The sequence below is a fragment of the Cupriavidus sp. TMH.W2 genome (genome assembly GCF_050847365.1).
Taxonomy (GTDB): domain Bacteria; phylum Pseudomonadota; class Gammaproteobacteria; order Burkholderiales; family Burkholderiaceae; genus Cupriavidus.
In genome coordinates, this window is sequence record NZ_CP193792.1 from 607,950 (window position 1) to 630,721 (window position 22,772).

Sequence of the window (22,772 nt, forward strand, 5' to 3'; positions counted from 1 at the left end):
TTCGGGCGCCTTTTTTGCCCAACGTCCAAGTTATCATGCGCCAATTCTCCAACAAGGCGCTCCTCATGCCGCCGTCCAGGATCGATATGCCGACGGCCGCCGTTGTCCTAGCAATTGTTGTTCCGCTGCTGGTCTCAAAACATACGCTGCCACTTGCAACGTTCTACGGCGAATGGGTGGCGGCATCGTTTACAGCCGCGCTTTGCGGTATAGCTTTTGTCCTAAGGCATCAGCGGTCGCCAAGCGCAACGGTATTGCCTTGGGCCGCAGTGTTTCCGCTTTGGCCCATTGCCGCCAGCCTTGCACAGGCTGCGGCCGGTATGCTCGATGTCTCGGGCAGCCGCCTTCTCACGCAATTCACCCTGACGCTCGGAACTATGGTCATGATTGCGGCGTGGCGATGCGGTCAGTCGTCGTCCCGGCACGCTCGGCCAGCCATGGCCGACGCCTTGGCCATTGCCTTGCTACTAGCTGGCCTCCTGGGCACTCTCACCCAATGGATCCAACTCTTCCACCTCGAGCCCCATACCCTCGGCCTAGTCTCCACCTACTTCTACGACACCAACCGCCGCCTCTGGGGCAACCTGAACCAGCCCAACCACCAAGCCACCGTCGAAGGCCTGGCGCTGGCCGCGTCAGTCTGGCTGGCCTCGCGTGGCCGCCTGCGCTTCCCGATGTGGCTCGCAGCCGTGGCCTTGCTGGAAAGCGGCATCGTGCTATCCGGTTCGCGCACCGGCGTGCTGCATGTTGGTCTGGCTGCGACGTACGCGCTGGTCACCGCGTGGCTCGCGCGAGGCGCTCGACGCGACCTGGATCCCATGCAGCGGCCAATCGGTCTGCTTGTCGCCGCAGTCGCGATGGTGGCAATGCTGTTGATCCTGCAGCCTGCGATCCGCGCGGCAGGCCATGCGTTTGACTGGCACCTGTTCGATACCATCGCGCAGCTTGAGGCCGAAGACCAGATGTCCGCGCGAGGCGCGCTGTGGACGCATGCGCTGGCAATGTTCCGCTCCCACCCCTGGTTCGGTGTCGGCTGGGGTGAGTTCGGCTGGGCGCAATTCCAGCAGTTGCAGCAAGTCGGCGTCAAGGTGGAGATGTCCCTGCACGCGCACAACGCCATTCTCGACTTGCTGGCGAAGACGGGCATCGTCGGCACCGCCGGCGTGGGCGTGATCCTGCTGGCGTGGCTATGGCGCGTGATTCACGTTCGCTTGTGGCACGGCGACAGCGAAGACCGCAAGCAGACCGTGCTGGTGCTGGCCTGGCTGGCGATGCTGTGCGCGCATTCGATGCTCGAATACCCGCTGCATTACCTGTATTTCTTCCTGCCGTTCTGCTTCATGCTCGGTTGGCTGGAGCCGTCGGGCTTCGGGCGCTGGCGCGTGCCGATGCCGGTGGCGCGGGGGCTGGCGCTTGCGTTCGTCGTTGTGGCTGCAGTCGTGCTGGGCACCATGTGGCAAGACTACCGCCGCGCCGAAGCGCGCGAATATGCCGGCAGCGAGGGCCGCAATGCCTTGCCGATGCCGCGTTTCTGGTTCCGCCAGCATGCGCAGGCCGATGCCGCCGGACAGGCCACCATCACGCCTGAGAACGCGGCGGAGCTGCTGCCCGCCCACATCGCCGCCGTCCACCTGCTGCCGACGCCGACCATGATCTCGCGCACCGCGTTGCTGCTGGCGCTGACCGGAGATCCCGCGCAGGGCCGTCAGTGGATGGAACGGCTGCGCTGGTATTACCTGGGCGATGAAGCCGCGCAGTATGCGGCGATCGCGCAGGATTGCCGGGCACTGAAGCCCGACGAACGCCCGCAGGCATTCTGCGCCTGGGTGGGAGATCGCTCGCGCCGGTTCTCCGGGTCAAGCCGTCACTGACCGATTGATGTTTCCGAAATTCACGACAACGCTTCTTGCTTGTCGTTCCTGCGCAGGCGGGAACCCAGTGACTTCATCCCCAAAGGGGACGTGAAAGACGCTGGATTCCCGCCTGCGCGGGAATGACTGTGGATGTTTTTGCACTGTCGCGAATTAGGGGAAGCTCAATAGTAGTACGGGTACGGGCTGTAATAGACCCGCGGCGGGGGCGGCGGATAGTAGTAGTACCGCGGCGCCGGCGCGGCGGCCACACGCCCCGGGACCGGCACGCGGTTGCCGCTGGCGTACATGCACTGGACATAGGCGGCGTCGTATTGCTGCTGCGTGCCATAGCCCGCGTACTGCGCATTGCCCGCGCCAACCGCCGCGCCGGTCAGCAGGCCGATGCCAGCGCCCACCGCCGCACCCGAACCGCCATTGAAGGCCGCGCCAGCCGCCGCGCCCAGCGCGGTGCCGACCACGGCGCTGCCGACCGCGGCATTGTTGGCGGCCTGCGCTGACGAGACCCCGCCGACCTGCCCGAGGGCGAACTGCCGGCAGTTGTAGTCGTCGGCGCGGAACTGGTCGAAGTTCTTGCCGGTGCCCGGCAGCGCCATCACGCTGGGGCCAGAAGGCATCACGGCGCAGGCGCCGAGGGTCAGGGTGGCCGCGGCCAGCGCGGCACGGGTCAAGGCATGCATGGTGTCACCCCGCATCAGGAGTTGGCCGGCGGTTGCGCCGGCACGCGTTGCCAGCCGCCGGGGCAGGACTGCACGTAGGGATAGTAGCCGTCCGGCTCGCTGCAGTAATACCAGCTTTGCGGCGGTTGCGCACCCTCCGGGCCGGGGGCGGGAACCGGCCCGTTGGGGCCCTGCTCGATGTATTGCGGCGGCGGCGCCGGTACCGCGACCACGGCCGGCGGATAGTACGGATAGGCGGGATAGGCGTACGGGTAGCCGCCATAGAACACACCGGGCCCGAAGTAGACGCCGACGCCGACGCGGGTCTTGATGAAGCCGCCGCGTCCGTCATGGTGATCCAAATCGGCCCGCCCGGCGAGGGCGGCGCCGCTTGCGGCCGTGGCCGCGAGTGCCAGGGCGAGCTGGCAGAGCGTGCGCCCGTTCATGGTATCTCCCTTTCCCCGCCGCGCCGGTGGCACGCCACGGACAGGGTCAGCAGGCCGCGATCATTGCCGGCCTGCAATCGTATTGAATACCAAATTGTCGCGCGCTGGCGTCGGGGCGGTGTGCCTGGAAATGGGGCGTTACCATTATTTCGGGGGAACAACGATGGCGTAAGACATCGTGATCAAGGGCGCGATCCGATCAGTCAGTCCTGCGCCAATGTCGAATAACTGATGAAGCATTTCAGGCATAGGTATCAGCGGCCAGGAAGCGGTCACGGCGGTGTGGGCGGTGTCGGCGGAAATGTAATAAAGTGTTTCAAGCAGAACTTAGCAGACAAGACCTTGAACGCCGAATCCTCATCTGAATCTGGAATCCACCCGCTGCGCGTGGAGTTCCGCAGTGCTGAATTGGAACTTGCCTTCCAGCGTCACCATCTGGGCCACAGCCGAACTTCGCTACGCCTGACATTGTTCTTCTGCTCCACCTTCTACCTGGCCTTTGCCATGACGGATGTGGCGGCTCTGGGATATGGGCATGTGGCAATGATGCTGTTCGTTGGCCGCACTCTCGTCGCGATCACGGCAATCCTGGGCTGGTTCCTGATTCGCGAACACCCGGAACCCATAGCGGGTCTCTGGTTTGTGGCAAGCGCCGCTGAAGTGGTCGGGATGGCAACGTTCATGCTCATCGTCTGGAACCGCCCGCACGAGATCGCATGGCATGCAATGTCCCTGTGCATCATGTTGATCGTCGTCTACCTCTTCATCCCCAATCGGCTGGTCATCGCGCAGGGGATTGCCATTGCGACCACGGTGGTTTTCATCCTGATTGCATTGGAAAAGGGCAATCTGACTCCCTCTGACGCACTGACCATGTCGATGCTCTTGCTGCTTGCCAACAGCTTCGGACTGGTTGCAGCCCGCCGCTACCATCGCTTATGGCGCGACGAGTACCGTGTCCTGATTGACCTGAAGCATCTGTCGGTACGCGACCATCTCACCGGGTGCTACAACCGGCGCCATCTGCATGAAACGCTACTGCCGATGGAAGTCGCGAGGGCACGGCGGCATAAACACTGGTTGACCCTTGTGGTATGTGATGTAGATCACTTCAAGTCGATCAACGACGCCTATGGGCACCAGACTGGCGACGCCGTCCTGCAGCACATTGCGACGGTGCTGCGGGCGCTGACCCGCAGGCACGTTGACAGCACCGTGCGCTATGGCGGCGAAGAGTTCCTTCTGGTCTTGTCGCAAACCGACCTTGACAGTGCCTTGCACGTTGCGGAACGGCTACGTGCGACGATCGCGGGTAGCCCGACGAATGATGGTCCCGGTCGCAGCATTGCCACCACGGCCAGCTTTGGCGTATTGGCCGTCGATTTTTCGGTTGCAGGGGAAGACGTGACCGAAGGATCCTTGATCGCTGCCGCCGATGCCTTGCTCTATGAGGCCAAAGCCTCCGGGCGCAACAGTATCCGGTGCCGCCAATGGTCGGACGAATCCGCGGGGAAGGGCGCGAATTCCCTTCCGCTCGCGATATTTGATTCGGCGGCGTCGGACAGGGACCCGCGTCATGCCGATTGGGCGGATGCGCCGTAGATAAGGCGGCGACGATCGCGCCATCAGGGCGACCTGATCTGAATGGCGCAGTTCAGGCTTATAAAACCATTACTTGCCTGAATCAGCCACCCAGTCGCCCGACTTGCCCCCATGCTTTTCCAACAACCGGACATTGCCCATCACCATGCCCCGGTCCACCGCCTTGCACATGTCGTAGATCGTCAGCAGCGCCACCTGCACGCCGGTCAGTGCCTCCATCTCCACGCCGGTCTGGCCGCGGGTCTCGGTGCGCACGGTGCAGGCGACAGTGGCGGTGGCTTCATCCAGGTTGAACTCGACGGCGACCTTGGTCAGGCCGATCGGGTGGCATAGCGGGATCAGGTCGGCGGTGCGCTTGGTGGCCATGATCGCCGCCACGCGGGCGATGCCGATTACGTCGCCCTTTTTGGCGCTGCCGTCGCGCACCAGCGCGAAGGTGGCGGGCTGCATGGCGATGGTGCCGGTGGCCACCGCGACGCGGTGGGTGCTGGCCTTGTCGCCGACGTCGACCATGTGGGCTTGTCCGGCGGTATCGAAATGGGTGAGCTGGGTCATGATCGGAGCATCGGTGCGAACTGCGTGCAAGGGGCCGCCGGCGCCATTGGGAAGCATCCGATGGGAACGGCCACGGGAGGCCGCTATCATAGCAACATGCCAAAACACCCATCGCTTCGCAGGTCTGCCGCAAGCGGCCCTGGCGCCGTGGCGGACGCTGTTCCTGCCGGTTCCTCGTCACATCGCGGCGCCTGGACGCCATGGCGGCGGCCGCTGGCGGCGCTGCTGGCGCTGACGTTCGCGGCGCCGGCCTGGCCCCAGGGTACGCCGCGCACGGCGGCGGCGCCAGCCACGCCCGTGGCCGCCAGCCGCCAGCCCGTGCCCGCCATCCCGGACGAGGCCAGCGACCAGGTCTACGACAACCTGAACCGCAGCGTGAAGGCAGGCCAGAAATCCGAGTTCGGCCTGCGTACCAACAATGCGGTGGTCGAGGCCGGCGGCGTGCAGTTGCCGGACCTGGGCGACCCGTCCACGGCTTCGCTCTCGCCCGACATGGAAAAGCGGCTGGGCGACCGCATCATGCGCGATATCCGGCGCGACCCGCAGTACGTGGCGGACCCCTTGCTGTCCGATTACCTGAACGCGCTCGGCTACCGGCTGGTGCAGGCGGCGCGGCGCCAGAATATTTCCGGCTCGACCGGGGCGGGCACGTTTGCCACCGGCTTTGACCTGTTCGCGGTGCGCGACCGCAGCATCAACGCGTTTGCGCTGCCGGGCGGCTTTATCGGCGTGCATACGGGGCTGCTGGTGCAGTCCGACACTGAGTCGGAGCTGGCCTCGGTGCTGGGCCATGAAATCGGCCACGTGATGCAGCGGCATATCGCGCGCGGCATTACCTCGCAGGACCAGTCGATGTGGATCGCGCTGGCGTCGATGGTGCTGGCGGGCCTGGCCGCGACGCGCAGCCCGGATGCGGCGGCGGCGCTGGCGATGGGCGGGCAGGGCGCGGCCATCGCCAACCAGTTGTCGTTCTCGCGCGGCGCCGAGCGCGAGGCTGACCGGGTCGGCTTCCAGATCCTGACCGCGGCGGGGTTTGACCCGCAAGGCATGCCCGATTTCTTCATGCGGCTGCAGCGCGCGTCGGGGACCGCGGAGAACTCGGTGCCGTCCTATGTGCGGACCCACCCGCTGACCTCCGAGCGGATTGCCGACATGCAGGATCGTGTCAGGCACGTCGCGGCGCGCAAGGTGTCCAATACGCCGGAGTACGAATTTGCCCGCATGCGGGCTCGCGTGATCCAGGAGAGCTCGCCCAGCGATTTGCAGAATCTGCGGGCCGCATTGCAGGCGCAGATGCCCGGGGCCTCGGCGCTGCGCCTGCCGGCGGTGTATTACGGGATCGCGTTTACGGAGCAGCGCCTGGGCCGCTACGCCGCCGCCGAGCAGGCACTGGGCGAGGCGCGCCGCCTCTACGGCAATATTCCCGGCGCCACCTCGGGCAGCCCCATGCTCGACGTGATGGCGGTGGAACTGGCGCGCGCGCAGGGCCGAGTGCCCGAGGCGCTGTCCCAGGCCAGTGCCTCGATGAAGGCGTTCCCGCTGTCGCACGCGGTGGCGATCGCCTATGCCGAGACCCTGGTCGGCTCGGGCCGCTATGACGACGCCGTGCGCTTCCTGCGCGAGCGCACGCGCCAGGAGACCGGGCGCAGCGATTGGTGGGAAATGCTGGCACGCGCTTACGCGGGGCAGGGCAAGCGTCTGCAGCAGCACCAGGCGCTGGCCGAGAAGTACGCGATGGACGGCTCCTACCAGGCCGCCATCGAACAGCTTCAGATCGCGCGCAAGGCCGGCGACGGCGACTTCTACACGCTGTCCGAGGTCGATGCGCGCCTGCACCAGCTGGAGCGCCAGTTCCGCGAGGACAAGCAGGACAACAAGGGCATGCCGAACTGAGGGGCGGTGCCGCTACGGTGCTACGGTGACAAGGTATCAAGCACTACGCCATTCCCGCGCAGGCGGAAATCCAGCGTTTTTTGAAGTCACTGGGTTCCCGCCTTCGCGGGAACGACGATGGCTAGCCGAATGGCTCAATGCTACGGCCCCGATATTAGTCAGCCAGCCGGCGGCGCCGGCTCGCGCACGAAGCCGAAGCGCTTCGGCACCTCGTCTTCCGCGACGGGCTCGATCGGGATATCGCGGCCGGCGTGGTGGAACACGCCCAGGGCCGCGCCGCACGCTTCGCCATGCCAGGTGCTGGTGCCGCTGAACAGTTCCAGGTCGTGGTCGTGCAGCAGGGCGGCCTGCGGTGCCGGCGCGCTGCCTTGCGCCATGCCCCCGACCGCGCCAGCCAGCACCACGTTGCCGTGCTCGTCGGCATAACAGGCCTGCAGCGTGAAGGCCTGCTGCGTGGTGGTGCGAAACTCGCCCTCATGCAGCCGCACGATCCACGGCGCATAGCCCAGTGCTACGAACACCCGCTGCGGTCCGTTCTGGAAGTACCAGGCACCACGCTCGTCGCACAGGTAGTTGCGTTCGATAAAGCCGGTCAGCGCTTGGTTGCGGATGGGGTCGCCCGACAGCCCGTGCTGCTGGGCGTACTCGTTGCGCAGGCGCCACTGGCCGCGGCGGTCCAGCGCCAGCCAGCCGTAGGCGTTGGGCACGTTGGGCCAGCGTGCCATCGCTTGCCTGACGATCTCGTCCATCTCTGTCTCCCCGGCGGACCCCCGCCTACATCATGCTGTCAAAAAAGCGCAGGATCCGCGCCGGCAGCCATTCGATATGGCCGCTGAAGCGCCCGTCTGGCAGCAGCGGCAGCTGCCGGCGCCAGCCCTCGGGCGGGGTCATGAAGCCGACATGGCCGCCGTGCTCGGGCTGCTCCAGCCATACCTGCGGGCTGGCGTCGGCCGGGCCGGGCAGGTGCCGGGCCGGCAGGAAGGGATCGTTGCGCGCATTGAGCACCAGTGTGGGCACGGCGATGTCGCGCAGCACGGGTTTGCTGGCGGCGCGGCGCCAGTAGTCGTCGGTATCGGCAAAGCCGTGCAGCGGCGCCGTGACGACGTTGTCGAAGGCGTACAGGTCGCGGCTGGCCAGCATCGTGTCGCGGTCGAACAGCCCCGGGAACTGCCCCAGCTTGGCCAGCGACTTGCGCTTGAGCGTCTGCAGGAACATGCGCGTGTAGACCAGGTTGAAGCCGGCCGACAGCGCCGCGCCCCCGGCAGCCAGGTCCAGCGGCGCGGAGATCGCCGCGGCCGCATGCACATGGCCGGCGCTGGTGCCGTCTTCGCCCAGGAAGCGCAGCAGCGCGTTGCCGCCCAACGAGATCCCCACCACCAGCAGTTTGCGCCCGCTGGCGCAGTGGCGCTGGCGCATGCGCTCCAGCACCCAGCGGATCTCGGCGGAATCGCCCGAGTGGTAGAAGCGCGGCGCCAGGTTGAGTTCGCCCGAGCAGCCGCGGAAGTGCGGGACCACGCCCTGCCAGCCGCGCTGGGACAGCGCATGCATCAGCGCCTGCGCGTAATGGCTGCCGGAATCGCCCTCCAGGCCGTGGAACATCACCACCAGCGGCGTATCCGGCTGCACCGCATGGGTGGTCCAGTCGAGGTCGATGAAGTCCTGGTCGGGGGTGTCCCAACGTTCGCGGCGAAAGCTCACGCGCGGCGGGCGGCGCGTGAAGCGCGCGGGGATGATGGTCTGGGCATGGCCCCCGCGCAGCCACCAGGGCATCGGCACGCCATCGCCATAGCCGCGCGCGGGTGCGGTGGCGAGGTCAGCCTGGACGGCGTGTGGCAGGCGGTGGTGCGGAAGCTGCGTCATGCCGGTGTGGTGTTGCAGCAGGCCGCGGCGCGGCCGTGCGGAATCAGTGCAGCGCCTGCCCTGGGGCGGCGGCCACGGTGGCTACCTGCACGGCATTGGCCGGGCTGCAGTGGATATGGGCCAGGCGCCAGCCTTCGTGGTTCTGCATCAGCACATAGGTGGTGTGCACATACAGGTCGGCCTCGACGCGGTCGCTGCCGAAGCGCAGCGCCTCGGTCACGTCGAAGATCGACACGGCCATCGACGCATGGCTGCTGGTTTCGATGGCGTCGACCAGCACCGGCTGTTCTTCCAGCAGCTGCGAGAAGGCCTGGCGCAGCTGTTCGTGGCCGATCAGGCGCTGCCCGTCGGGCAGCACGCAGGTGATCGAGTCTTCGTCCAGCCACAGGCGCAGCGCGCCCTCGGCGTCGCGCAGCTTCAGCGCTTCGCGAAAGGCTTCGACGATGTCTTCGGCGGAATCGAACAGGCGGGCAAAGCGAGGCATGTTGGCAGTAGACGTGGCAAGGGCGGGGAAGTCAGGGCCGGTGCAGCAGCTTGCGCAGCTCGACAAACACCATTTCTGGTTCGATCTCTTTCAGGCAGCGCAGGTGGCCCAGCGGGCACTCGTGCTTGAAGCAGGGACTGCACTCCAGCTGCAGCCACATGATACTCGCTGCCTGTGACAGCGGCGGCGCGTGGCGCGGATCGGTCGAACCGTACACCGCCACCTGGGGGCGGCTCAGCGCCGCGCAGACGTGCATCAGGTCCGAATCGTTGCAGACCGCGGCTTCGGACAGCGCCAGCAGGTCCACCGCATCGTCGAGCGAGGTCTGGCCGCACAGGTTGCGCACGAACGGGGCCTCGCTGGCGATCTCCGCGGCGATCTCGGCGTCCTTGGCCGAGCCCAGCGCGATCATCTGCGCGTACGGGTAGGAACGCCGCAGCATCTGCGCCAGCCTGGCGAAATGGCCGGCCGGCCAGCGCCTGGCCGGGCCGGACTCCGCGCCCGGACAGAACGCGATCACGCGCGCGTGCGGGGCCAGGCCGAAGCGCTCGGCGGTGGCCGCCACGCGCGCCGGGTCGACCCGCAGGCGCGGCTCGGGCAGGTCTTCGGGCAGGCGCGCGCCGGGCTTGAGCGCCAGGCGGGCGTAGTGCTCGGCCATCGGCGGGCGCTGGTCGCGCGGCGGGTTGGCGTGGCGCACGTTGAGCATGCCGAAGCGCGCTTCGCCACGGTAGCCGACGCGCAGCGGAATGCCGGCCAGCCACGGGATCAGCGCCGCCTTGAGCGAGTTCGGCAGCACGTAGCCGAGGTCGTAGCCTTCGTTCTTCAGTTGCTGCGCGAACATCAGCCGCGCTGACAACTGCAGCTTGCCGTGCGCGAGGTCGGACGGGAACACGCGGCCGATCTCCGGCATGCGCGCGAGCACCGGCGCGACCCCCCTGGGCGCGAGTGCGTCGATGACCAGGCGCGGATGGCGTGACTTGAGCAGCGCAAACAGCGGCTGCGCCATCAGGGCGTCGCCGATGCAGTTGGGGGCGATGACGAGGGCTTTCTTCATGGGCGGGGCGCAAGGAGCCGGCACGGGCGCACCGGCGCGGACGCCGGGAACGCCAACGCACCGGGGCGCCTGAGGGCGGCCCGGTGCGTCGGGATCGTGCGATTGCAGGAGGCTCGGGTCAGTGGTGGCCCTTCAGCACGGTGCCCGGCTTGAGCTTGTAGACGGTGCCGCAGTAGGGGCACCTGGCCTCGCCGGTGTCTGCCACGTCGAGAAACACGCGCGGATGGTAGTTCCATGCCGGGGTGTTGGCGGTCGGGCAATGCAGCGGAATATCTTCAGCGCCGATTTCGATGATGGTGGCGGTTTGCGTCATGGTGTTGCGGGGATTGATGCTTATTGTTCGATGAAAACAGCGGGTGTGCTCGGGCTTCAGACCAGCGTCAGCCACTTCTTGTATTTTTCGTCGGTGCCGCCCACGGCGGCGAAGAACGTGTCCTGGATGCGCTTGGTCACCGGGCCGCGGCGGCCTTCGCCGATAACGCGGTCGTCCAGTTCGCGGATCGGCGTGACTTCGGCGGCGGTGCCGGTGAAGAAGGCCTCGTCGGCGCAGTACATCTCGTCGCGGGTGATGCGCTTTTCACGCACCTCGATGCCCAGGTCGCGCGCGATGGTCAGGGTGGCGTCGCGGGTGATGCCGTCCAGGCACGAGGCCAGGTCCGGGGTGTAGATCACGCCGTTGCGCACGATAAAGACGTTCTCGCCCGAGCCTTCGCTGACGTAGCCGTCGGTGTCGAGCAGCAGCGCTTCGTCGTAGCCCAGGCCGGTGGCTTCCTGGTTGGCCAGGATCGAGTTGATGTAGTAGCCGCTGGCCTTGGCGCGCACCAGCGATACGTTGACGTGGTGGCGGGTGAAGGACGAGGTCTTCACGCGGATGCCGCGCTCCATGCCTTCCTCGCCCAGGTAGGCGCCCCACGGCCAGGCCGCGATGGCGACATGGATGGTGTTGCCCCGGGCCGACACGCCCAGCTTTTCCGAGCCGATCCACACCAGCGGGCGGATGTAGCAGGATTCCAGGTTGTTGGCGCGCACCACTTCGCGCTGGGCGGCTTCGAGCGTGGCCTCGTCGAAGGGCATGGCCATCTGGAAGATCTTGGCCGAGTTGAACAGGCGCCGGGTGTGCTCCTTCAGGCGGAAGATGGCGGTGCCCTCGGGGGTCTTGTAGGCGCGCACGCCCTCGAACACACCCATGCCGTAGTGCAGCGTATGCGTCAGCACGTGGATCTTGGCGTCGCGCCATTCGATCAGCTTGCCGTCCATCCAAATCTTGCCGTCGCGATCCGCCATCGACATGTCTGTTCTCCGTGCGCCGTGGAAATTGCAAAAGCAATATTGTAAGCCCGGGGGGCATGGGTCACAACGCGAAGGCCGGCGACCAAGGGTCTAGAATGCGTTTTTTGCACAGATGCCGTCCACTTAAGTGCTTGTCGTTCCCGCGCAGGCGGGAACCCAGTGACTTTTAACGCCCCAGTGGGGAAAGACGCTGGATTCCCGCCTGCGCGGGAATGACGGTGGAAGTTGAGGCTTTTTCTATCCAAGTCCCGCTGTGCCTCTGACCCCACATTCAGACTCCATAGTCTCGTCCGAATCCGCTTCCAACGAGGTGCCGCAAGCCAACTGGCAGCAGGCGCTGGATGCGCTGCGCGCGCTCGCCGGCACCGAGCCCGCCGCCGGCGCAGAAGCGCGGCGCCTGCTGTGGGCGCTGACGCTGGATGCCGACGGCGTGCCCGGCACGATCGAGCCGCTGGAACAGGTCCGCGGCGCGCGCGGCTGGGGCAAGCCCAGGCCGGTGGCGCTGGCGCGGGTGGCCGAGGACGACCGGCTGGAGCCCTGGGACGCCCGCGTGGCCCGGGCCATCCGCCGCGACCAGTCGCACAGCCGGCGCTACGTGCTGGACCGCGCCATGGCGGTGATGGCGCTGGTGGGGCACCCGGGCGTGGTGCTGGCCCACGCGCCCACGCAGACGCTCGAGGTGGTGGAGGACGCGCCCGCGCTGGAGGCGGTCCACAGCACCGGCCGCTACGTGCTGCACATGTTCCCGCCGGTGCGCGAGGCCCCGGCGATGGAGGCCTTGCTGCCCGCCGCCGCGCGCCAGGAGGCCGAGGCGCTGCGCCAGGTCACGGTGGTGCGCGATGGCCCGCACCGGCTGCGGGTGATCCGCTATACCCCGGCGCAGTTCGAGGCCGCGCGGCTGATCGGCAATGGCCTGTTGATCCCGGAAGACGGCCACGCCCGGCTCGACCAGACCCTGCGCGCGCTGGCCGGACAGTTCCAGATCCAGGCCGATGCCGCGGGCGGCACGCGCGCAGTGCAGGCCGAGGCGCGCCTGCGCGCCGAAGTGGCGCCGGTCGGGCGCGGCATCTCTTTGCGCCTGGTGGTGACGCCGCTGGGCCCGCTCGGGCCACGGCTCGCGCCGGGCGCCGGACGCGAGCGGCTGATGGCCGCGGTGCGCGGCGAGACCCTGGCCACGCAGCGCGACCTGGACGCCGAACTGGCCAGCGTGGCCGAAGTCTTCGCCGCGCTGCCGCAACTGGTGGCGCTGTCGCCGCCGGGCGGGGAATACACCTGGACGCTGGACGATCCGGAGGACGCCCTTGACGTGGTCGAGGCGCTGCCCGGCCTGGCCGCAGTGCAAGCCGTCGAATGGCCGCGCGGCAAGGAGATGCGGGTGCTGCCGGCCGACCTGCCGCAGCTGGGCGTGCAGATCGAGAGCCGCGGCGCGTGGTACCGGCTGGCCGGCGAGCTGCGCGTGGCCGAAGGGCTGGTGCTGGAACTGGGCAAGCTGATCGACTGGACCGGCAGCCATGCGGGGCGCTTCGTGCCGATGGGGCAGGGCGTCTACGTGGCGCTGACGCGCGCTTTGCGCGGCCGGCTGCGCGACCTGGCCGGCGTCGGCGAGCGGGTGCCCGACGGCATCCGCGTGCCGCAGATGGCCACGCCCTGGCTGGACGACGTGCTGGCCGGCGCCGGCATCGATCCCGACGCGCATTTCCGCCAGCGCATCGCCCGGCTGCGCGCCGCGCGCGAGGCCGACATCGCGCTGCCTGCCACGCTGGCGGCCGAGCTGCGCCCCTACCAGGAGGCCGGCTACCGCTGGGCCATGACGCTGGCGGCCTCGGGCCTGGGCGCCTGCCTGGCCGACGACATGGGCCTGGGCAAGACCCTGCAGGCGCTGGCGGTGCTGGTGGCGCGCGCCGGCGGCGGCGCCGCGCTCGTGATCGCGCCGACCTCGGTGTGCGGCAACTGGGCCGCCGAGGCGCGGCGCTTCGCGCCCACGCTCAACGTCCATGTCTATGCCGAAGGCGAGCGCGACACGCTGCTGGCACAGGCCGGGCCGCACGATCTTGTCATCGTCTCGTACACGCTGCTGCAGCAGGCCAGCAAGGACTTCTGCGGGCGCGAATGGCATACCGTGGTGGCCGACGAGGCCCAGGCCTTCAAGAACGCGGTCACGCGGCGGGCCCAGGCGATGTTCGCGCTGCCGTCGGGCTTCCGCTTGGCGCTGAGCGGCACGCCGGTGGAGAACCGGCTGGCCGAGCTGTGGTCGGTGATGCGGTTCTGCAATCCGGGCCTGCTGGGCTCGCTGGCCCGTTTCAACGAGCATTTTGCCAACCCGATCGAGCGCGCCGGCATGCGCGAGGCGCGCCTGCGCCTGCGCCGCATGATCGCGCCCTTCGTGCTGCGCCGGACCAAGGCGCAGGTGCTGGACGAACTGCCGCCGCGCACCGAGCTGGTGATCCGCGTCGAGCCCGAGCCGGTCGAAGCCGCGCACTACGAGGCGTTGCGCCGCCAGGCCCAGACCGAGGCCGAAGCCGCGCTGGCGCGCGCGGAGGCGGCCCGCAAGGCCACCCAGGGCGCGCCGGCCGGGGCACGGGCGCGGGCCCCGGCGCAGGCCCAGCACCAGGCGCAGGCGCGCATCCACGTGCTGGCGCAGCTGATGCGGCTGCGCCGCGCGGCGTGCGATCCGCGCCTGGTCACGCCGGAACTCAGCGGCCAGCTGTCCGAAGGCGCCAAGGTGCGCGCCTTTGTCGAGCTGGCCAGCGGGCTTGCCGCGAGCGGCCACAAGACCCTGGTGTTCAGCCAGTTTGTCGATTTCCTGCAGCTGCTGCGCCAGGGCCTGGAGCGTGCCGGGCTGGCGCTGCAATACCTGGATGGCGCCACCCCCGCGGCCGAGCGCACGCGCCGCGTGGCCGCCTTCCAGTCAGGCGAGGGCGATGTCTTCCTGATCAGCCTGAAGGCCGGCGGCTTCGGCCTGAACCTGACCGCGGCCGACTACGTGATCATCGCCGACCCCTGGTGGAACCCCGCCGCCGAAGACCAGGCCATGGGCCGCGCCCACCGCATCGGCCAGCAGCGCCCGGTTACGGTGTACCGGCTGATCAATGCGGGCACCATCGAAGAGCGCATCGTCGACCTGCACCGCGACAAGCGCGCGCTGGCCGACGGCCTGCTCGAGGCCGACGACGACAGCGCGGCGGGCACCGGCGCGCCGCTGCCGGACGTGGACGAACTGGTGGGGTTGCTGCGGCGCTGAGGCGTTGGCGGGGCGACACATATGCTCCGAAGGCATACCTTCAAGTGAACTCGGTCGTTTGGTTCTGGCGGGAACCTTGCTATCGTGTGGCGCTGGCCCGGGGCTCAGACCCCGGCCACTGTGCGGACCCGTGCGCGCAATGCTGTCCAGTTTTGGTATCCATATCTAGTGTCATTCCCGCGCAGGCGGGAATCCAGCGTCTTTTGAAAGTCACTGGGTTCCCGCCTGCGCGGGAACGACGGTGGTTGACTGAATGGCATTACCCGCCGCGCCGGGTCTTACCTTGCTGATACTTTCCGACGGTGCCCCCATGCCTACTTCGTCCCGCCTGCTGCCGCGCTTGTCCTTCCGTTCCGCAACCGGCCTGGCCGTGCTGTGCGCCGCCGCTGCCGTCAGCACGGTCAGCACGCCCGCCCGCGCGCAAGGCGAGTGGCCGGCGCAGCCGGTGGCGATCCTGATGGGCTTCACCGCGGGCTCGGGCGTCGACATCGTCGGCCGCACGCTGCAGGAATCGCTGCAGAAGTCGCTGAAGACCACCATCGTCTACGACTACCGGCCGGGCGCCGGCGGCAACGTCGCCTCCGAGGTGGTGGCGCATGCCAGGCCGGACGGCTACACGCTGCTGCTGGGCACCGCCGCCACGCACGGCATCAATTCGGCGCTGTACAAGAACCTGCCGTTCGATGCCGAAGCCGATTTCACCCCGATCGCGCCGCTGGTCGAGGTCTCCAACGTGCTGACCGTCAACCCGGCGGTGCTCGATGTGAAATCGGTGAAGGAATTCATCGAGAAGGTCAAGGCCAACCCGGGCAAGTACAACTTTGCCTCCACCGGCAATGGCACCGGCACGCACCTGGCGTTTGCCGAGTTCAACGCGCGCGCCGGCCTGGACATGGTCCACGTGCCCTACAAGGGCGGCCCCGACGCGCTGCAGGCGGTGGTGAAGGGCGAGGTCTGCTGCATCTTCAACCAGGTGCAGAGCGTGCTGCCGCAGTACCGCGCCGGCAAGGTGCGCCTGCTGGGCGTGACCACCAGCAAGCGCGTGCAGGTGATTCCCGAGGTGCCGACCATTGCCGAGAGCGGCCTGCCCGGCTTCAACAGCACCATCTGGTTCGGCTTCTTCGGGCCGAAGGGGCTGGACCCGAAGATCGCGCGCAAGATCAATGACGCGGTCAAGGTGGCCTTGGAAACGCCGGCGATCCGCCAGAAGCTGATCGACGCCGGCAACACGCCGCGGGTCGAGACCGTGGACCAGTTCAAGGCCACGGTGAAGGCCGACCGCCAGAAGTGGTCGGGGGTGGTCAAGACTGTGGGCGCGTCGATCGACTGACGCGCTAGGTCCGCACTCCCAGCCGAGTGAGCAGGTGCGCCAGTTGCGCCTGCGTGCCGGTCCCGGTCTTGGTGAAGACCGCCTTCAACTGCGTGCGCCCGGTCTCGCGCCGGATCCCGATCAGCTCGCACGCCTCGGGCAGGCCAATGCCCGATGACAACTGCAAGGCCAGCCGGATCTCGGCCGGCGTAAGGCCATAGAGGTCGCGCAGGACGGCCGGCAGCGTCATCGGCGCGGCGCCGGGCTCATGGATGGCCACCAGCACGCTGGGCCGCTGCCAGTCCATTGCCAGGTGATGGGCAGGGGGCAGCGGCAGCAGGATCACCTGCGCCTGGCGGCCGGCGCCATCGGCCGCGCGCAGCGCCTGCGCCGGCTGCGGATTGGCCGGGCAGGACACGGCCCGCAACGCGTCCGCGAACGGGCGCGACAATTGCCATCTTTCTTCTTCTCCCGCGGTTGCGGCGGGCGCTGCCGCGGCGCTGGCTTCGATCGACACCGCCGGCAGCAGCCGGCGCACCCAGGTCTCGCCGATGCGGTTGGCCAGCAGGGGCTTGCCGTCGTCGCGGAACACGATCACGCCGAACGGCAGCCGCTCCATCAGCTGCGATGACGCATGCGCCAGTGCCGACACCTGGAGGGTGCGCTCGCGCAGGGCCATGGCCTGGCGCATGTGCGGGATCGCCCAGTCGAGCGCGCGCGCGTCCTCGGGCGAATAGTGGTCGTGGCCCCGCGGGCGCTGCAGCGACAGGAAGACGTCGTAGTGCGGCTGGCGCTCGATCAGGCAGGCCATCACCGAGGACTGTTCGATCTGCCGCAGGAATTCGCCGTAGAAGGGCGACTGACGCATCGCCTGCGCGCCCAGGTCCCGGGAATCGATATACCAGTTGCCGACCGACATGCGCCTGGCGATCGGCAGCGCAGGGTCGATGGCTGCGTACTGTTCGCGGTAGGCGGCCACGGCCTCCGGCATGGGGTTGACCTCCTGGCTCACCAGCACGCGCTCGTGGACCGTGTCGAGCACCAGCAGATGGGCATGGGTGCTGCGGCTGGCCTGGCACAGCGCGCCCAGGCTGCGCTGCCAGGCGTCGGCGTCGAAGATCCCCTCGTACAGCGCGCGAATGGTGTCGTGCATCTGTGTGTCGCTCATGGCTTCCCTTCTTTTTACTTCTTGTATTTTTAACACTTTTTTCGCGTGGCGACGGCCATGCGATCGCCCGCACACCGGCATGCTTTATTGTTCTGGGTGCTTGTTATTGCCCGTCTGTTGTTATGGCCGATTCCGGGACCGGCTGTGGCGCGTCTGCGTGTCTGTTGTACCAGACGTTACATACATTACCGCACTCGGGGGATATGAGGGAAATGGGCGCGACCCCTCCTTTCGTGGGGATACGGACCTGCCGGGGCGCAGGCGCTCTGCCTGTTTGTGATTTTCAGGACTCATCACCAGTTCGCCGCGGTCCGGAATCGGCAAAGCGTTGATCGCGATCAGGTAAAATGCCTGATTCCCCGAATTTGCAGCGAAATCTCGCGCCATCCACCGTCATGACCTCTGTCCTGCGTCTTTCCGATCTGATTTCCCAAGGCAAAATCTCCGGCAAGCGGGTGTTTATCCGCGCCGACCTGAACGTGCCGCAGGACGACGCCGGCAATATCACCGAGGACACCCGCATCCGTGCCTCGGTGCCGGCCATCGAGGCCTGCCTGGCAGCCGGCGCGGCGGTAATGGTCACGTCCCACCTGGGCCGCCCGACCGAGGGCGAGTTCAAGCCCGAGGACTCGCTGGCGCCGATCGCCACGCGCCTGTCGGCGTTGCTGGGCAAGCCGGTCAGGCTGGTGCAGAACTGGGTCGACGGCGTTGACGTGGCGCCGGGCCAGGTGGTGCTGCTGGAAAACTGCCGCGTGAACAAGGGCGAAAAGAAGAACAGCGATGAACTGGCCCAGAAAATGGCCAGGCTGTGTGACGTCTACGTGAACGATGCCTTCGGCACCGCCCACCGCGCCGAAGCCACCACCCATGGCATCGCCAAATACGCCCCGATCGCCTGCGCCGGCCCGCTGCTGGCCGCCGAGATCGACGCGCTGGGCAAGGCGCTGGGCCAGCCCGCCCGCCCGCTGGTGGCGATCGTGGCCGGCTCCAAGGTCTCGACCAAGCTGACCATCCTGAAGTCGCTGGCCGACAAGGTCGACAACCTGGTCGTCGGCGGCGGCATCGCCAATACCTTCATGCTGGCCGCCGGCCTGAAGATCGGCAAGTCGCTGGCTGAAGCCGACCTGGCCGGCGATGCCAGGGCCATCATCGACATCATGGCCGCCCGCGGCGCCTCGGTGCCGATTCCGGTCGACGTGGTGTGCGCGAAGGAATTCAGCGCCAGCGCCGCGGCCACGGTCAAGGACGTCAAGGACGTGGCCGACGACGACATGATCCTGGACATCGGCCCCAGGACCGCCGCCATGCTGGCCGAGCAGTTGAAAGCCGCCGGCACCATCGTCTGGAACGGCCCGGTGGGCGTGTTCGAGTTCGACCAGTTCGGCAACGGCACCAGGGTGCTGGCCCAGGCCATCGCTGAATCGAAGGCATTCTCGATCGCCGGCGGCGGCGACACGCTGGCCGCGATCGCCAAGTACGGCATTGCCGACCGCGTGGGCTATATCTCTACCGGTGGCGGCGCGTTCCTGGAATTCCTGGAAGGCAAGAAGCTGCCTGCATTCGAAGTGCTGGAGCAGCGCGCCGCAGGCTGACGCATCCGTCCCGGGCCTGGCGGTGCCCCAGCGGCCCGCCGGTCCGCGCTAGTGGGCCCCCGGGCCATTGGCCCTGAACCAGGAAATCCGCGCATGACCCGTTCCACCAAGATCGTCGCCACCATCGGCCCCGCCTCCAGCTCGCTGGAAATCCTGACGCGCATGATCGCAGCGGGAGTCGACGTGGTGCGGCTGAACTTTTCGCACGGCACCGCCCAGGACCACCTCGACCGGGCCAGCCTGGTGCGCGAGGCGGCGCAGGCGTGCGGGCGCGAAATCGCCATCATGGCCGACCTGCAGGGCCCCAAGATCCGCGTGGGCAAGTTCGAGCACGGCAAGATCACGCTCAAGCCGGGCGACCCGTTCATCCTTGATTCGAACTGCCAGCTCGGCAACGAGCAGCGCGCCGGCCTGGACTACCAGGACCTGCCGCGCGACGTCGGCCCGGGCGACCTGCTGTTGCTCAACGACGGCCTGATCGTGCTGGTGGTGGAGCGCGTGTTCGGCACCGAGATCTTCACCACCGTGCGCGTGGGCGGCGAGCTGTCCAACAACAAGGGTATCAACCGCCAGGGCGGCGGCCTGTCGGCGCCGGCGCTGACCGCCAAGGACATGGACGACATCAAGACCGCCATGGCCCTGGGCGCGGACTACGTCGCCGTCAGTTTCCCCAAGAACGCCACCGACATGGAAATGGCGCGCCAGTTGGCCGCCGTGGCCGGCCAGCCGCACGGCCACAAGGCCCGCATGATCGCCAAGATCGAGCGTGCCGAGGCCATCCGTCCGGGTGTGCTGGAAGAAATCCTGCAGGCCTCCGACGGCATCATGGTGGCGCGCGGCGACCTGGCCGTCGAGGTCGGCAACGCCGCCGTCCCGGCGCTGCAGAAGCGCATGATCAAGCTCGCGCGCGAGGCCAACAAGCTGACCATCACCGCCACCCAGATGATGGAGAGCATGATCGTCAATCCGGTGCCCACGCGCGCCGAGGTCTCGGACGTGGCCAACGCCGTGCTGGACGGCACCGACGCGGTGATGCTGTCGGCCGAAACCGCCGCCGGCCGCTATCCGGTGGAGACCGTCGAGGCCATGGCCGCGGTCTGCGTCGAGGCCGAGAAGTCCGAGGTGGTGCAGCTCGACACCGATTTCCTGAACCAGACCTTTGCGCGCATCGACCAGTCGGTGGCGATGGGGGCGCTGTTCACGGCCTATCACCTGCAGGTGAAGGCGATCGCCGCGCTGACCGATTCCGGCGCCACCGCCCTGTGGATGAGCCGCCACCGCATCCATGTGCCGATCTATGCGATGACGCCCAACCTGGCCTCGCAGCGCAAGATGCAGCTCTACCGCAACGTGGTGCCGCTGCCGCTGCAGTCCAGCGCCGACCGCGATACCGCGCTGGAGCAGGCCGAGGAACTGCTGCTGGCGCAGGGCGTGGTGCAGCGCGGCGATTTCATCGTGCTGACCATCGGCGAGCCGATGGGCCAGCCGGGCGGCACCAACACCCTGAAGATCGTCAGGGTGGGCAGCTGAGAGCGCCGACAAAAGAATACGCGGAAGACACCCCATTTTCATTTAGGAGTTAGACATGCCACTCGTTTCGATGCGCCAGCTGCTGGACCACGCTGCCGAGAACAGCTACGGCCTGCCGGCCTTCAACGTCAACAACCTCGAGCAAGTGCAGGCCATCATGCAGGCCGCCGACGAGGTCAACGCCCCGGTGATCATGCAAGCCTCGGCCGGCGCGCGCAAATACGCCGGCGAGCACTTCCTGCGCCATCTGATCGAAGCCGCGGTCGAAGCCTACCCGCACATTCCGGTGGTGATGCACCAGGACCACGGCCAGTCGCCGGCGATCTGCCAGGGCGCGATCGACCTGGGCTTCTCGTCGGTGATGATGGACGGCTCGCTGCGCGAAGACGGCAAGACCCCGGCCGAGTACGATTACAACATCGACGTCACCCGCAAGGTGGTGCAGCTGGCACACGCCGTCGGCGTGACCGTGGAAGGCGAACTGGGCTGCCTGGGCTCGCTGGAAACCGGTGAAGCCGGCGAAGAAGACGGCATCGGCGCCGCCGGCGTGCTGGACCACTCCATGCTGCTGACCGATCCGGAGCAGGCCGCCGACTTCGTCAAGGCCACCCAGCTGGACGCCCTGGCCATTGCCATCGGCACCTCGCACGGCGCCTACAAGTTCACCCGCAAGCCCACCGGCGACATCCTGGCGATCAGCCGCATCAAGGAAATCCACGCCCGCATCCCCAACACCCACCTGGTGATGCACGGCTCGTCGTCGGTGCCGCAGGAACTGCTGGAAGAGATCCGCAAGTTTGGCGGCGACATGAAGGAAACCTACGGCGTGCCGGTCGAGGAAATCCAGGAAGCCATCAAGTACGGCGTGCGCAAGATCAACATCGACACCGACATCCGGCTGGCCATGACCGCGGCGATCCGCCGCTTCCTGGCCGAGAACCCGGGCAAGTTCGACCCGCGCGAATACCTGAAGCCGGCCCGCGAAGCCGCCAAGCTGGTGTGCAAGGCGCGCTACATCGCCTTCGGCTGCGAAGGCCAGGCCAGCAAGATCAAGCCGGTCGGCCTGACCGACGTCGCGCAGCAGTACAAGGCGGGCAAGCTGGCCCAGGTTGTGCAGTAAGTTTTAATCGTCGTTCCCGCGTAGGCGGGAACCCAGCGTCTTTAACGCGGCGCTGACCAAAGGCAAAAGTCACTGGGTCCCCGCCTTCGCGGGGACGACGCATTTTTAAGCGTCAGTGTTTTTGCAGACGCTTTGCTTTACCTCCGCTCGATCGGAACCATCATGTCCAACGCTCTCTACCAGTCCTCCATCAACTCGCTGCCGCTGCTGGGCCACGGCAAGGTGCGCGACAACTATGCCGTCGGCAATGACAAGCTGCTGATCGTCACCACCGACCGCCTGTCGGCGTTCGACGTCATCATGGGCGAGCCGATCCCCGACAAGGGCCGCGTGCTGAACCAGATGGCCAACTTCTGGTTCAGGAAGCTCGCGCACATCGTGCCGAACCACGAGACCGGCATCGCGCCCGAGACGGTGGTCGCGCCGGAGGAAGTGGAGCAGGTCAAGGGCCGCGCCGTGGTGGTCAAGCGCCTGAAGCCGATCCTGGTCGAAGCCGTGGTGCGCGGCTACCTTGCCGGCAGCGGCTGGAAGGACTACCAGGCCACCGGCAAGGTGTGCGGCATCGAGCTGCCGCCGGGCCTGCAGAACGCGCAGAAGCTGCCCGAGCCGATCTTCACGCCGGCGGCCAAGGCCGAGATGGGCGAGCATGACGAGAACATCTCGTTCACCGAGGTCGAGGCCCGCATCGGCATCGCGCTGGCGCGCCAGATGCGCGAGATCTCGATCCGCCTGTACAAGGAAGCGGCCGAGTTCGCGGCCACGCGCGGCATCATCATCGCCGACACCAAGTTTGAATTTGGCCTGGACGACAACGGCGTGCTGACGCTGATGGACGAAGTGCTGACCGCCGATTCGTCGCGTTTCTGGCCGGCGGATTCGTACCAGGTTGGCACCAACCCGCCGTCGTTCGACAAGCAGTTCGTGCGCGACTGGCTGGAGGCCGTGCGCATCGACGGCAAGCCCTGGCCCAAGACCGCGCCGGCGCCGCAACTGCCCGGCGACGTGATCGGGAAGACCGCCGCCAAGTACCGTGAAGCGCTGACGCGCCTGACGGGCGAAGAACTGCAGTAAACCACTTCGTCATTCCCGCGTAGGCGG

At 67.5% G+C, this 22,772-nt stretch carries 19 protein-coding genes; 9 read left to right on the forward strand and 10 right to left on the reverse strand.

Translation table 11 applies throughout. The annotated features are described in order from the left end of the window. Nucleotides 1-65: 65 nt before the first annotated feature. The gene (locus ACREYQ_RS02865) at nucleotides 66-1,871 is read left to right on the forward strand and encodes a PglL family O-oligosaccharyltransferase (protein ID WP_432260350.1); all 1,806 of its coding nucleotides are present in this window, start codon (nucleotides 66-68) and stop codon (nucleotides 1,869-1,871) included. Nucleotides 1,872-2,035: 164 nt separating this feature from the next. Here the strand turns inward: ACREYQ_RS02865 and ACREYQ_RS02870 are convergent, their stop codons facing one another. Both ACREYQ_RS02870 and ACREYQ_RS02875 read right to left on the reverse strand, forming a co-directional pair. Continuing rightward, on the reverse strand, nucleotides 2,036-2,551 hold the full coding sequence (locus ACREYQ_RS02870; RefSeq protein WP_432259291.1) for a hypothetical protein: 516 nt from the start codon (nucleotides 2,549-2,551) through the stop codon (nucleotides 2,036-2,038). A gap of 14 nt (nucleotides 2,552-2,565) precedes the next feature. Continuing rightward, a complete protein-coding gene (locus ACREYQ_RS02875) occupies nucleotides 2,566-2,976 on the reverse strand; it encodes a hypothetical protein (RefSeq protein ID WP_432259292.1) in 411 nt (136 codons plus the stop codon). Between the two features lie 342 nt (nucleotides 2,977-3,318). Here ACREYQ_RS02875 and ACREYQ_RS02880 point away from each other — a divergent pair, with 342 nt between their 5' ends. After that, on the forward strand, nucleotides 3,319-4,578 hold the full coding sequence (locus ACREYQ_RS02880) for a diguanylate cyclase (protein ID WP_432259293.1): 1,260 nt from the start codon (nucleotides 3,319-3,321) through the stop codon (nucleotides 4,576-4,578). Between the two features lie 69 nt (nucleotides 4,579-4,647). Here ACREYQ_RS02880 and moaC read toward each other — a convergent pair whose 3' ends face one another. Next, nucleotides 4,648-5,133: a cyclic pyranopterin monophosphate synthase MoaC gene (gene moaC, locus ACREYQ_RS02885; protein WP_432259294.1), complete on the reverse strand. Its 486-nt coding sequence runs from the start codon at nucleotides 5,131-5,133 to the stop codon at nucleotides 4,648-4,650. A gap of 96 nt (nucleotides 5,134-5,229) precedes the next feature. On the opposite strand from moaC, the gene ACREYQ_RS02890 reads away from it, so the two are divergent. Then, complete coding sequence (locus ACREYQ_RS02890) at nucleotides 5,230-7,026, forward strand: beta-barrel assembly-enhancing protease (protein WP_432259295.1); 1,797 nt, start codon at nucleotides 5,230-5,232, stop codon at nucleotides 7,024-7,026. A 158-nt stretch (nucleotides 7,027-7,184) separates the two neighbouring features. Here the strand turns inward: ACREYQ_RS02890 and ACREYQ_RS02895 are convergent, their stop codons facing one another. From ACREYQ_RS02895 to ACREYQ_RS02920, 6 genes are all read right to left on the reverse strand, one after another. Continuing rightward, the gene (locus ACREYQ_RS02895) at nucleotides 7,185-7,775 is read right to left on the reverse strand and encodes a DUF2946 family protein (protein ID WP_432259296.1); all 591 of its coding nucleotides are present in this window, start codon (nucleotides 7,773-7,775) and stop codon (nucleotides 7,185-7,187) included. A gap of 25 nt (nucleotides 7,776-7,800) precedes the next feature. Beyond that, entirely contained in the window at nucleotides 7,801-8,886 is a 1,086-nt protein-coding gene (locus tag ACREYQ_RS02900; RefSeq protein ID WP_432259297.1) for a YheT family hydrolase, read from the reverse strand. A 43-nt stretch (nucleotides 8,887-8,929) separates the two neighbouring features. Continuing rightward, nucleotides 8,930-9,370 carry a YybH family protein gene (locus ACREYQ_RS02905; protein ID WP_432259298.1) on the reverse strand — a complete coding sequence of 147 codons (441 nt, stop codon included), beginning with the start codon at nucleotides 9,368-9,370 and terminating at the stop codon, nucleotides 8,930-8,932. 31 nt (nucleotides 9,371-9,401) lie between these two features. Then, nucleotides 9,402-10,424, reverse strand: coding sequence for a lipopolysaccharide heptosyltransferase II (gene waaF / locus ACREYQ_RS02910; RefSeq protein ID WP_432259299.1), 1,023 nt, complete (start codon nucleotides 10,422-10,424; stop codon nucleotides 9,402-9,404). A gap of 118 nt (nucleotides 10,425-10,542) precedes the next feature. Next, nucleotides 10,543-10,737, reverse strand: a complete 195-nt coding sequence (locus ACREYQ_RS02915; RefSeq protein WP_078195358.1) for a zinc-finger domain-containing protein — start codon at nucleotides 10,735-10,737, stop codon at nucleotides 10,543-10,545. Between the two features lie 56 nt (nucleotides 10,738-10,793). Then, nucleotides 10,794-11,714 (reverse strand): branched-chain amino acid transaminase, encoded by a 921-nt coding sequence (locus ACREYQ_RS02920; protein WP_432259300.1) that lies wholly within the window; start codon nucleotides 11,712-11,714, stop codon nucleotides 10,794-10,796. Nucleotides 11,715-12,024: 310 nt separating this feature from the next. On the opposite strand from ACREYQ_RS02920, the gene ACREYQ_RS02925 reads away from it, so the two are divergent. After that, a complete protein-coding gene (locus ACREYQ_RS02925; protein ID WP_432259301.1) occupies nucleotides 12,025-14,955 on the forward strand; it encodes a DEAD/DEAH box helicase in 2,931 nt (976 codons plus the stop codon). 310 nt (nucleotides 14,956-15,265) lie between these two features. Beyond that, the gene (locus tag ACREYQ_RS02930; RefSeq protein WP_432259302.1) at nucleotides 15,266-16,285 is read left to right on the forward strand and encodes a Bug family tripartite tricarboxylate transporter substrate binding protein; all 1,020 of its coding nucleotides are present in this window, start codon (nucleotides 15,266-15,268) and stop codon (nucleotides 16,283-16,285) included. Nucleotides 16,286-16,289: 4 nt separating this feature from the next. On the opposite strand, the gene ACREYQ_RS02935 is transcribed toward ACREYQ_RS02930, so the two are convergent. Beyond that, complete coding sequence (locus tag ACREYQ_RS02935; RefSeq protein ID WP_432259303.1) at nucleotides 16,290-17,432, reverse strand: helix-turn-helix transcriptional regulator; 1,143 nt, start codon at nucleotides 17,430-17,432, stop codon at nucleotides 16,290-16,292. 395 nt (nucleotides 17,433-17,827) lie between these two features. Here ACREYQ_RS02935 and ACREYQ_RS02940 point away from each other — a divergent pair, with 395 nt between their 5' ends. The 4 genes from ACREYQ_RS02940 to ACREYQ_RS02955 all read left to right on the forward strand — a co-directional run bounded on the left by ACREYQ_RS02940 (nucleotide 17,828) and on the right by ACREYQ_RS02955 (nucleotide 22,745). Then, nucleotides 17,828-19,024, forward strand: a complete 1,197-nt coding sequence (locus ACREYQ_RS02940) for a phosphoglycerate kinase (protein WP_432259304.1) — start codon at nucleotides 17,828-17,830, stop codon at nucleotides 19,022-19,024. Between the two features lie 93 nt (nucleotides 19,025-19,117). Further along, nucleotides 19,118-20,554 (forward strand): pyruvate kinase, encoded by a 1,437-nt coding sequence (pyk, locus tag ACREYQ_RS02945; protein ID WP_432259305.1) that lies wholly within the window; start codon nucleotides 19,118-19,120, stop codon nucleotides 20,552-20,554. A 55-nt stretch (nucleotides 20,555-20,609) separates the two neighbouring features. After that, complete coding sequence (gene fba, locus ACREYQ_RS02950; RefSeq protein WP_432259306.1) at nucleotides 20,610-21,674, forward strand: class II fructose-bisphosphate aldolase; 1,065 nt, start codon at nucleotides 20,610-20,612, stop codon at nucleotides 21,672-21,674. Between the two features lie 162 nt (nucleotides 21,675-21,836). Continuing rightward, nucleotides 21,837-22,745 (forward strand): phosphoribosylaminoimidazolesuccinocarboxamide synthase, encoded by a 909-nt coding sequence (locus ACREYQ_RS02955; protein WP_432259307.1) that lies wholly within the window; start codon nucleotides 21,837-21,839, stop codon nucleotides 22,743-22,745. Nucleotides 22,746-22,772: the final 27 nt, after the last annotated feature.

Bases quoted from the DNA above. Each gene is read 5' to 3' on its own strand.
- ACREYQ_RS02865 (WP_432260350.1), top strand. From the start codon at position 66: ATGCCGCCGTCCAGGATCGATATGCCGACGGCCGCCGTTGTCCTAGCA.
- ACREYQ_RS02870 (WP_432259291.1), bottom strand. From the start codon at position 2,551: ATGCATGCCTTGACCCGTGCCGCGCTGGCCGCGGCCACCCTGACCCTC.
- ACREYQ_RS02875 (WP_432259292.1), bottom strand. From the start codon at position 2,976: ATGAACGGGCGCACGCTCTGCCAGCTCGCCCTGGCACTCGCGGCCACG.
- moaC (WP_432259294.1), bottom strand. From the start codon at position 5,133: ATGACCCAGCTCACCCATTTCGATACCGCCGGACAAGCCCACATGGTC.
- ACREYQ_RS02890 (WP_432259295.1), top strand. From the start codon at position 5,230: ATGCCAAAACACCCATCGCTTCGCAGGTCTGCCGCAAGCGGCCCTGGC.
- ACREYQ_RS02895 (WP_432259296.1), bottom strand. From the start codon at position 7,775: ATGGACGAGATCGTCAGGCAAGCGATGGCACGCTGGCCCAACGTGCCC.
- ACREYQ_RS02900 (WP_432259297.1), bottom strand. From the start codon at position 8,886: ATGACGCAGCTTCCGCACCACCGCCTGCCACACGCCGTCCAGGCTGAC.
- ACREYQ_RS02905 (WP_432259298.1), bottom strand. From the start codon at position 9,370: ATGCCTCGCTTTGCCCGCCTGTTCGATTCCGCCGAAGACATCGTCGAA.
- waaF (WP_432259299.1), bottom strand. From the start codon at position 10,424: ATGAAGAAAGCCCTCGTCATCGCCCCCAACTGCATCGGCGACGCCCTG.
- ACREYQ_RS02915 (WP_078195358.1), bottom strand. From the start codon at position 10,737: ATGACGCAAACCGCCACCATCATCGAAATCGGCGCTGAAGATATTCCG.
- ACREYQ_RS02920 (WP_432259300.1), bottom strand. From the start codon at position 11,714: ATGTCGATGGCGGATCGCGACGGCAAGATTTGGATGGACGGCAAGCTG.
- ACREYQ_RS02930 (WP_432259302.1), top strand. From the start codon at position 15,266: ATGCCTACTTCGTCCCGCCTGCTGCCGCGCTTGTCCTTCCGTTCCGCA.
- ACREYQ_RS02935 (WP_432259303.1), bottom strand. From the start codon at position 17,432: ATGAGCGACACACAGATGCACGACACCATTCGCGCGCTGTACGAGGGG.
- ACREYQ_RS02940 (WP_432259304.1), top strand. From the start codon at position 17,828: ATGACCTCTGTCCTGCGTCTTTCCGATCTGATTTCCCAAGGCAAAATC.
- pyk (WP_432259305.1), top strand. From the start codon at position 19,118: ATGACCCGTTCCACCAAGATCGTCGCCACCATCGGCCCCGCCTCCAGC.
- fba (WP_432259306.1), top strand. From the start codon at position 20,610: ATGCCACTCGTTTCGATGCGCCAGCTGCTGGACCACGCTGCCGAGAAC.
- ACREYQ_RS02955 (WP_432259307.1), top strand. From the start codon at position 21,837: ATGTCCAACGCTCTCTACCAGTCCTCCATCAACTCGCTGCCGCTGCTG.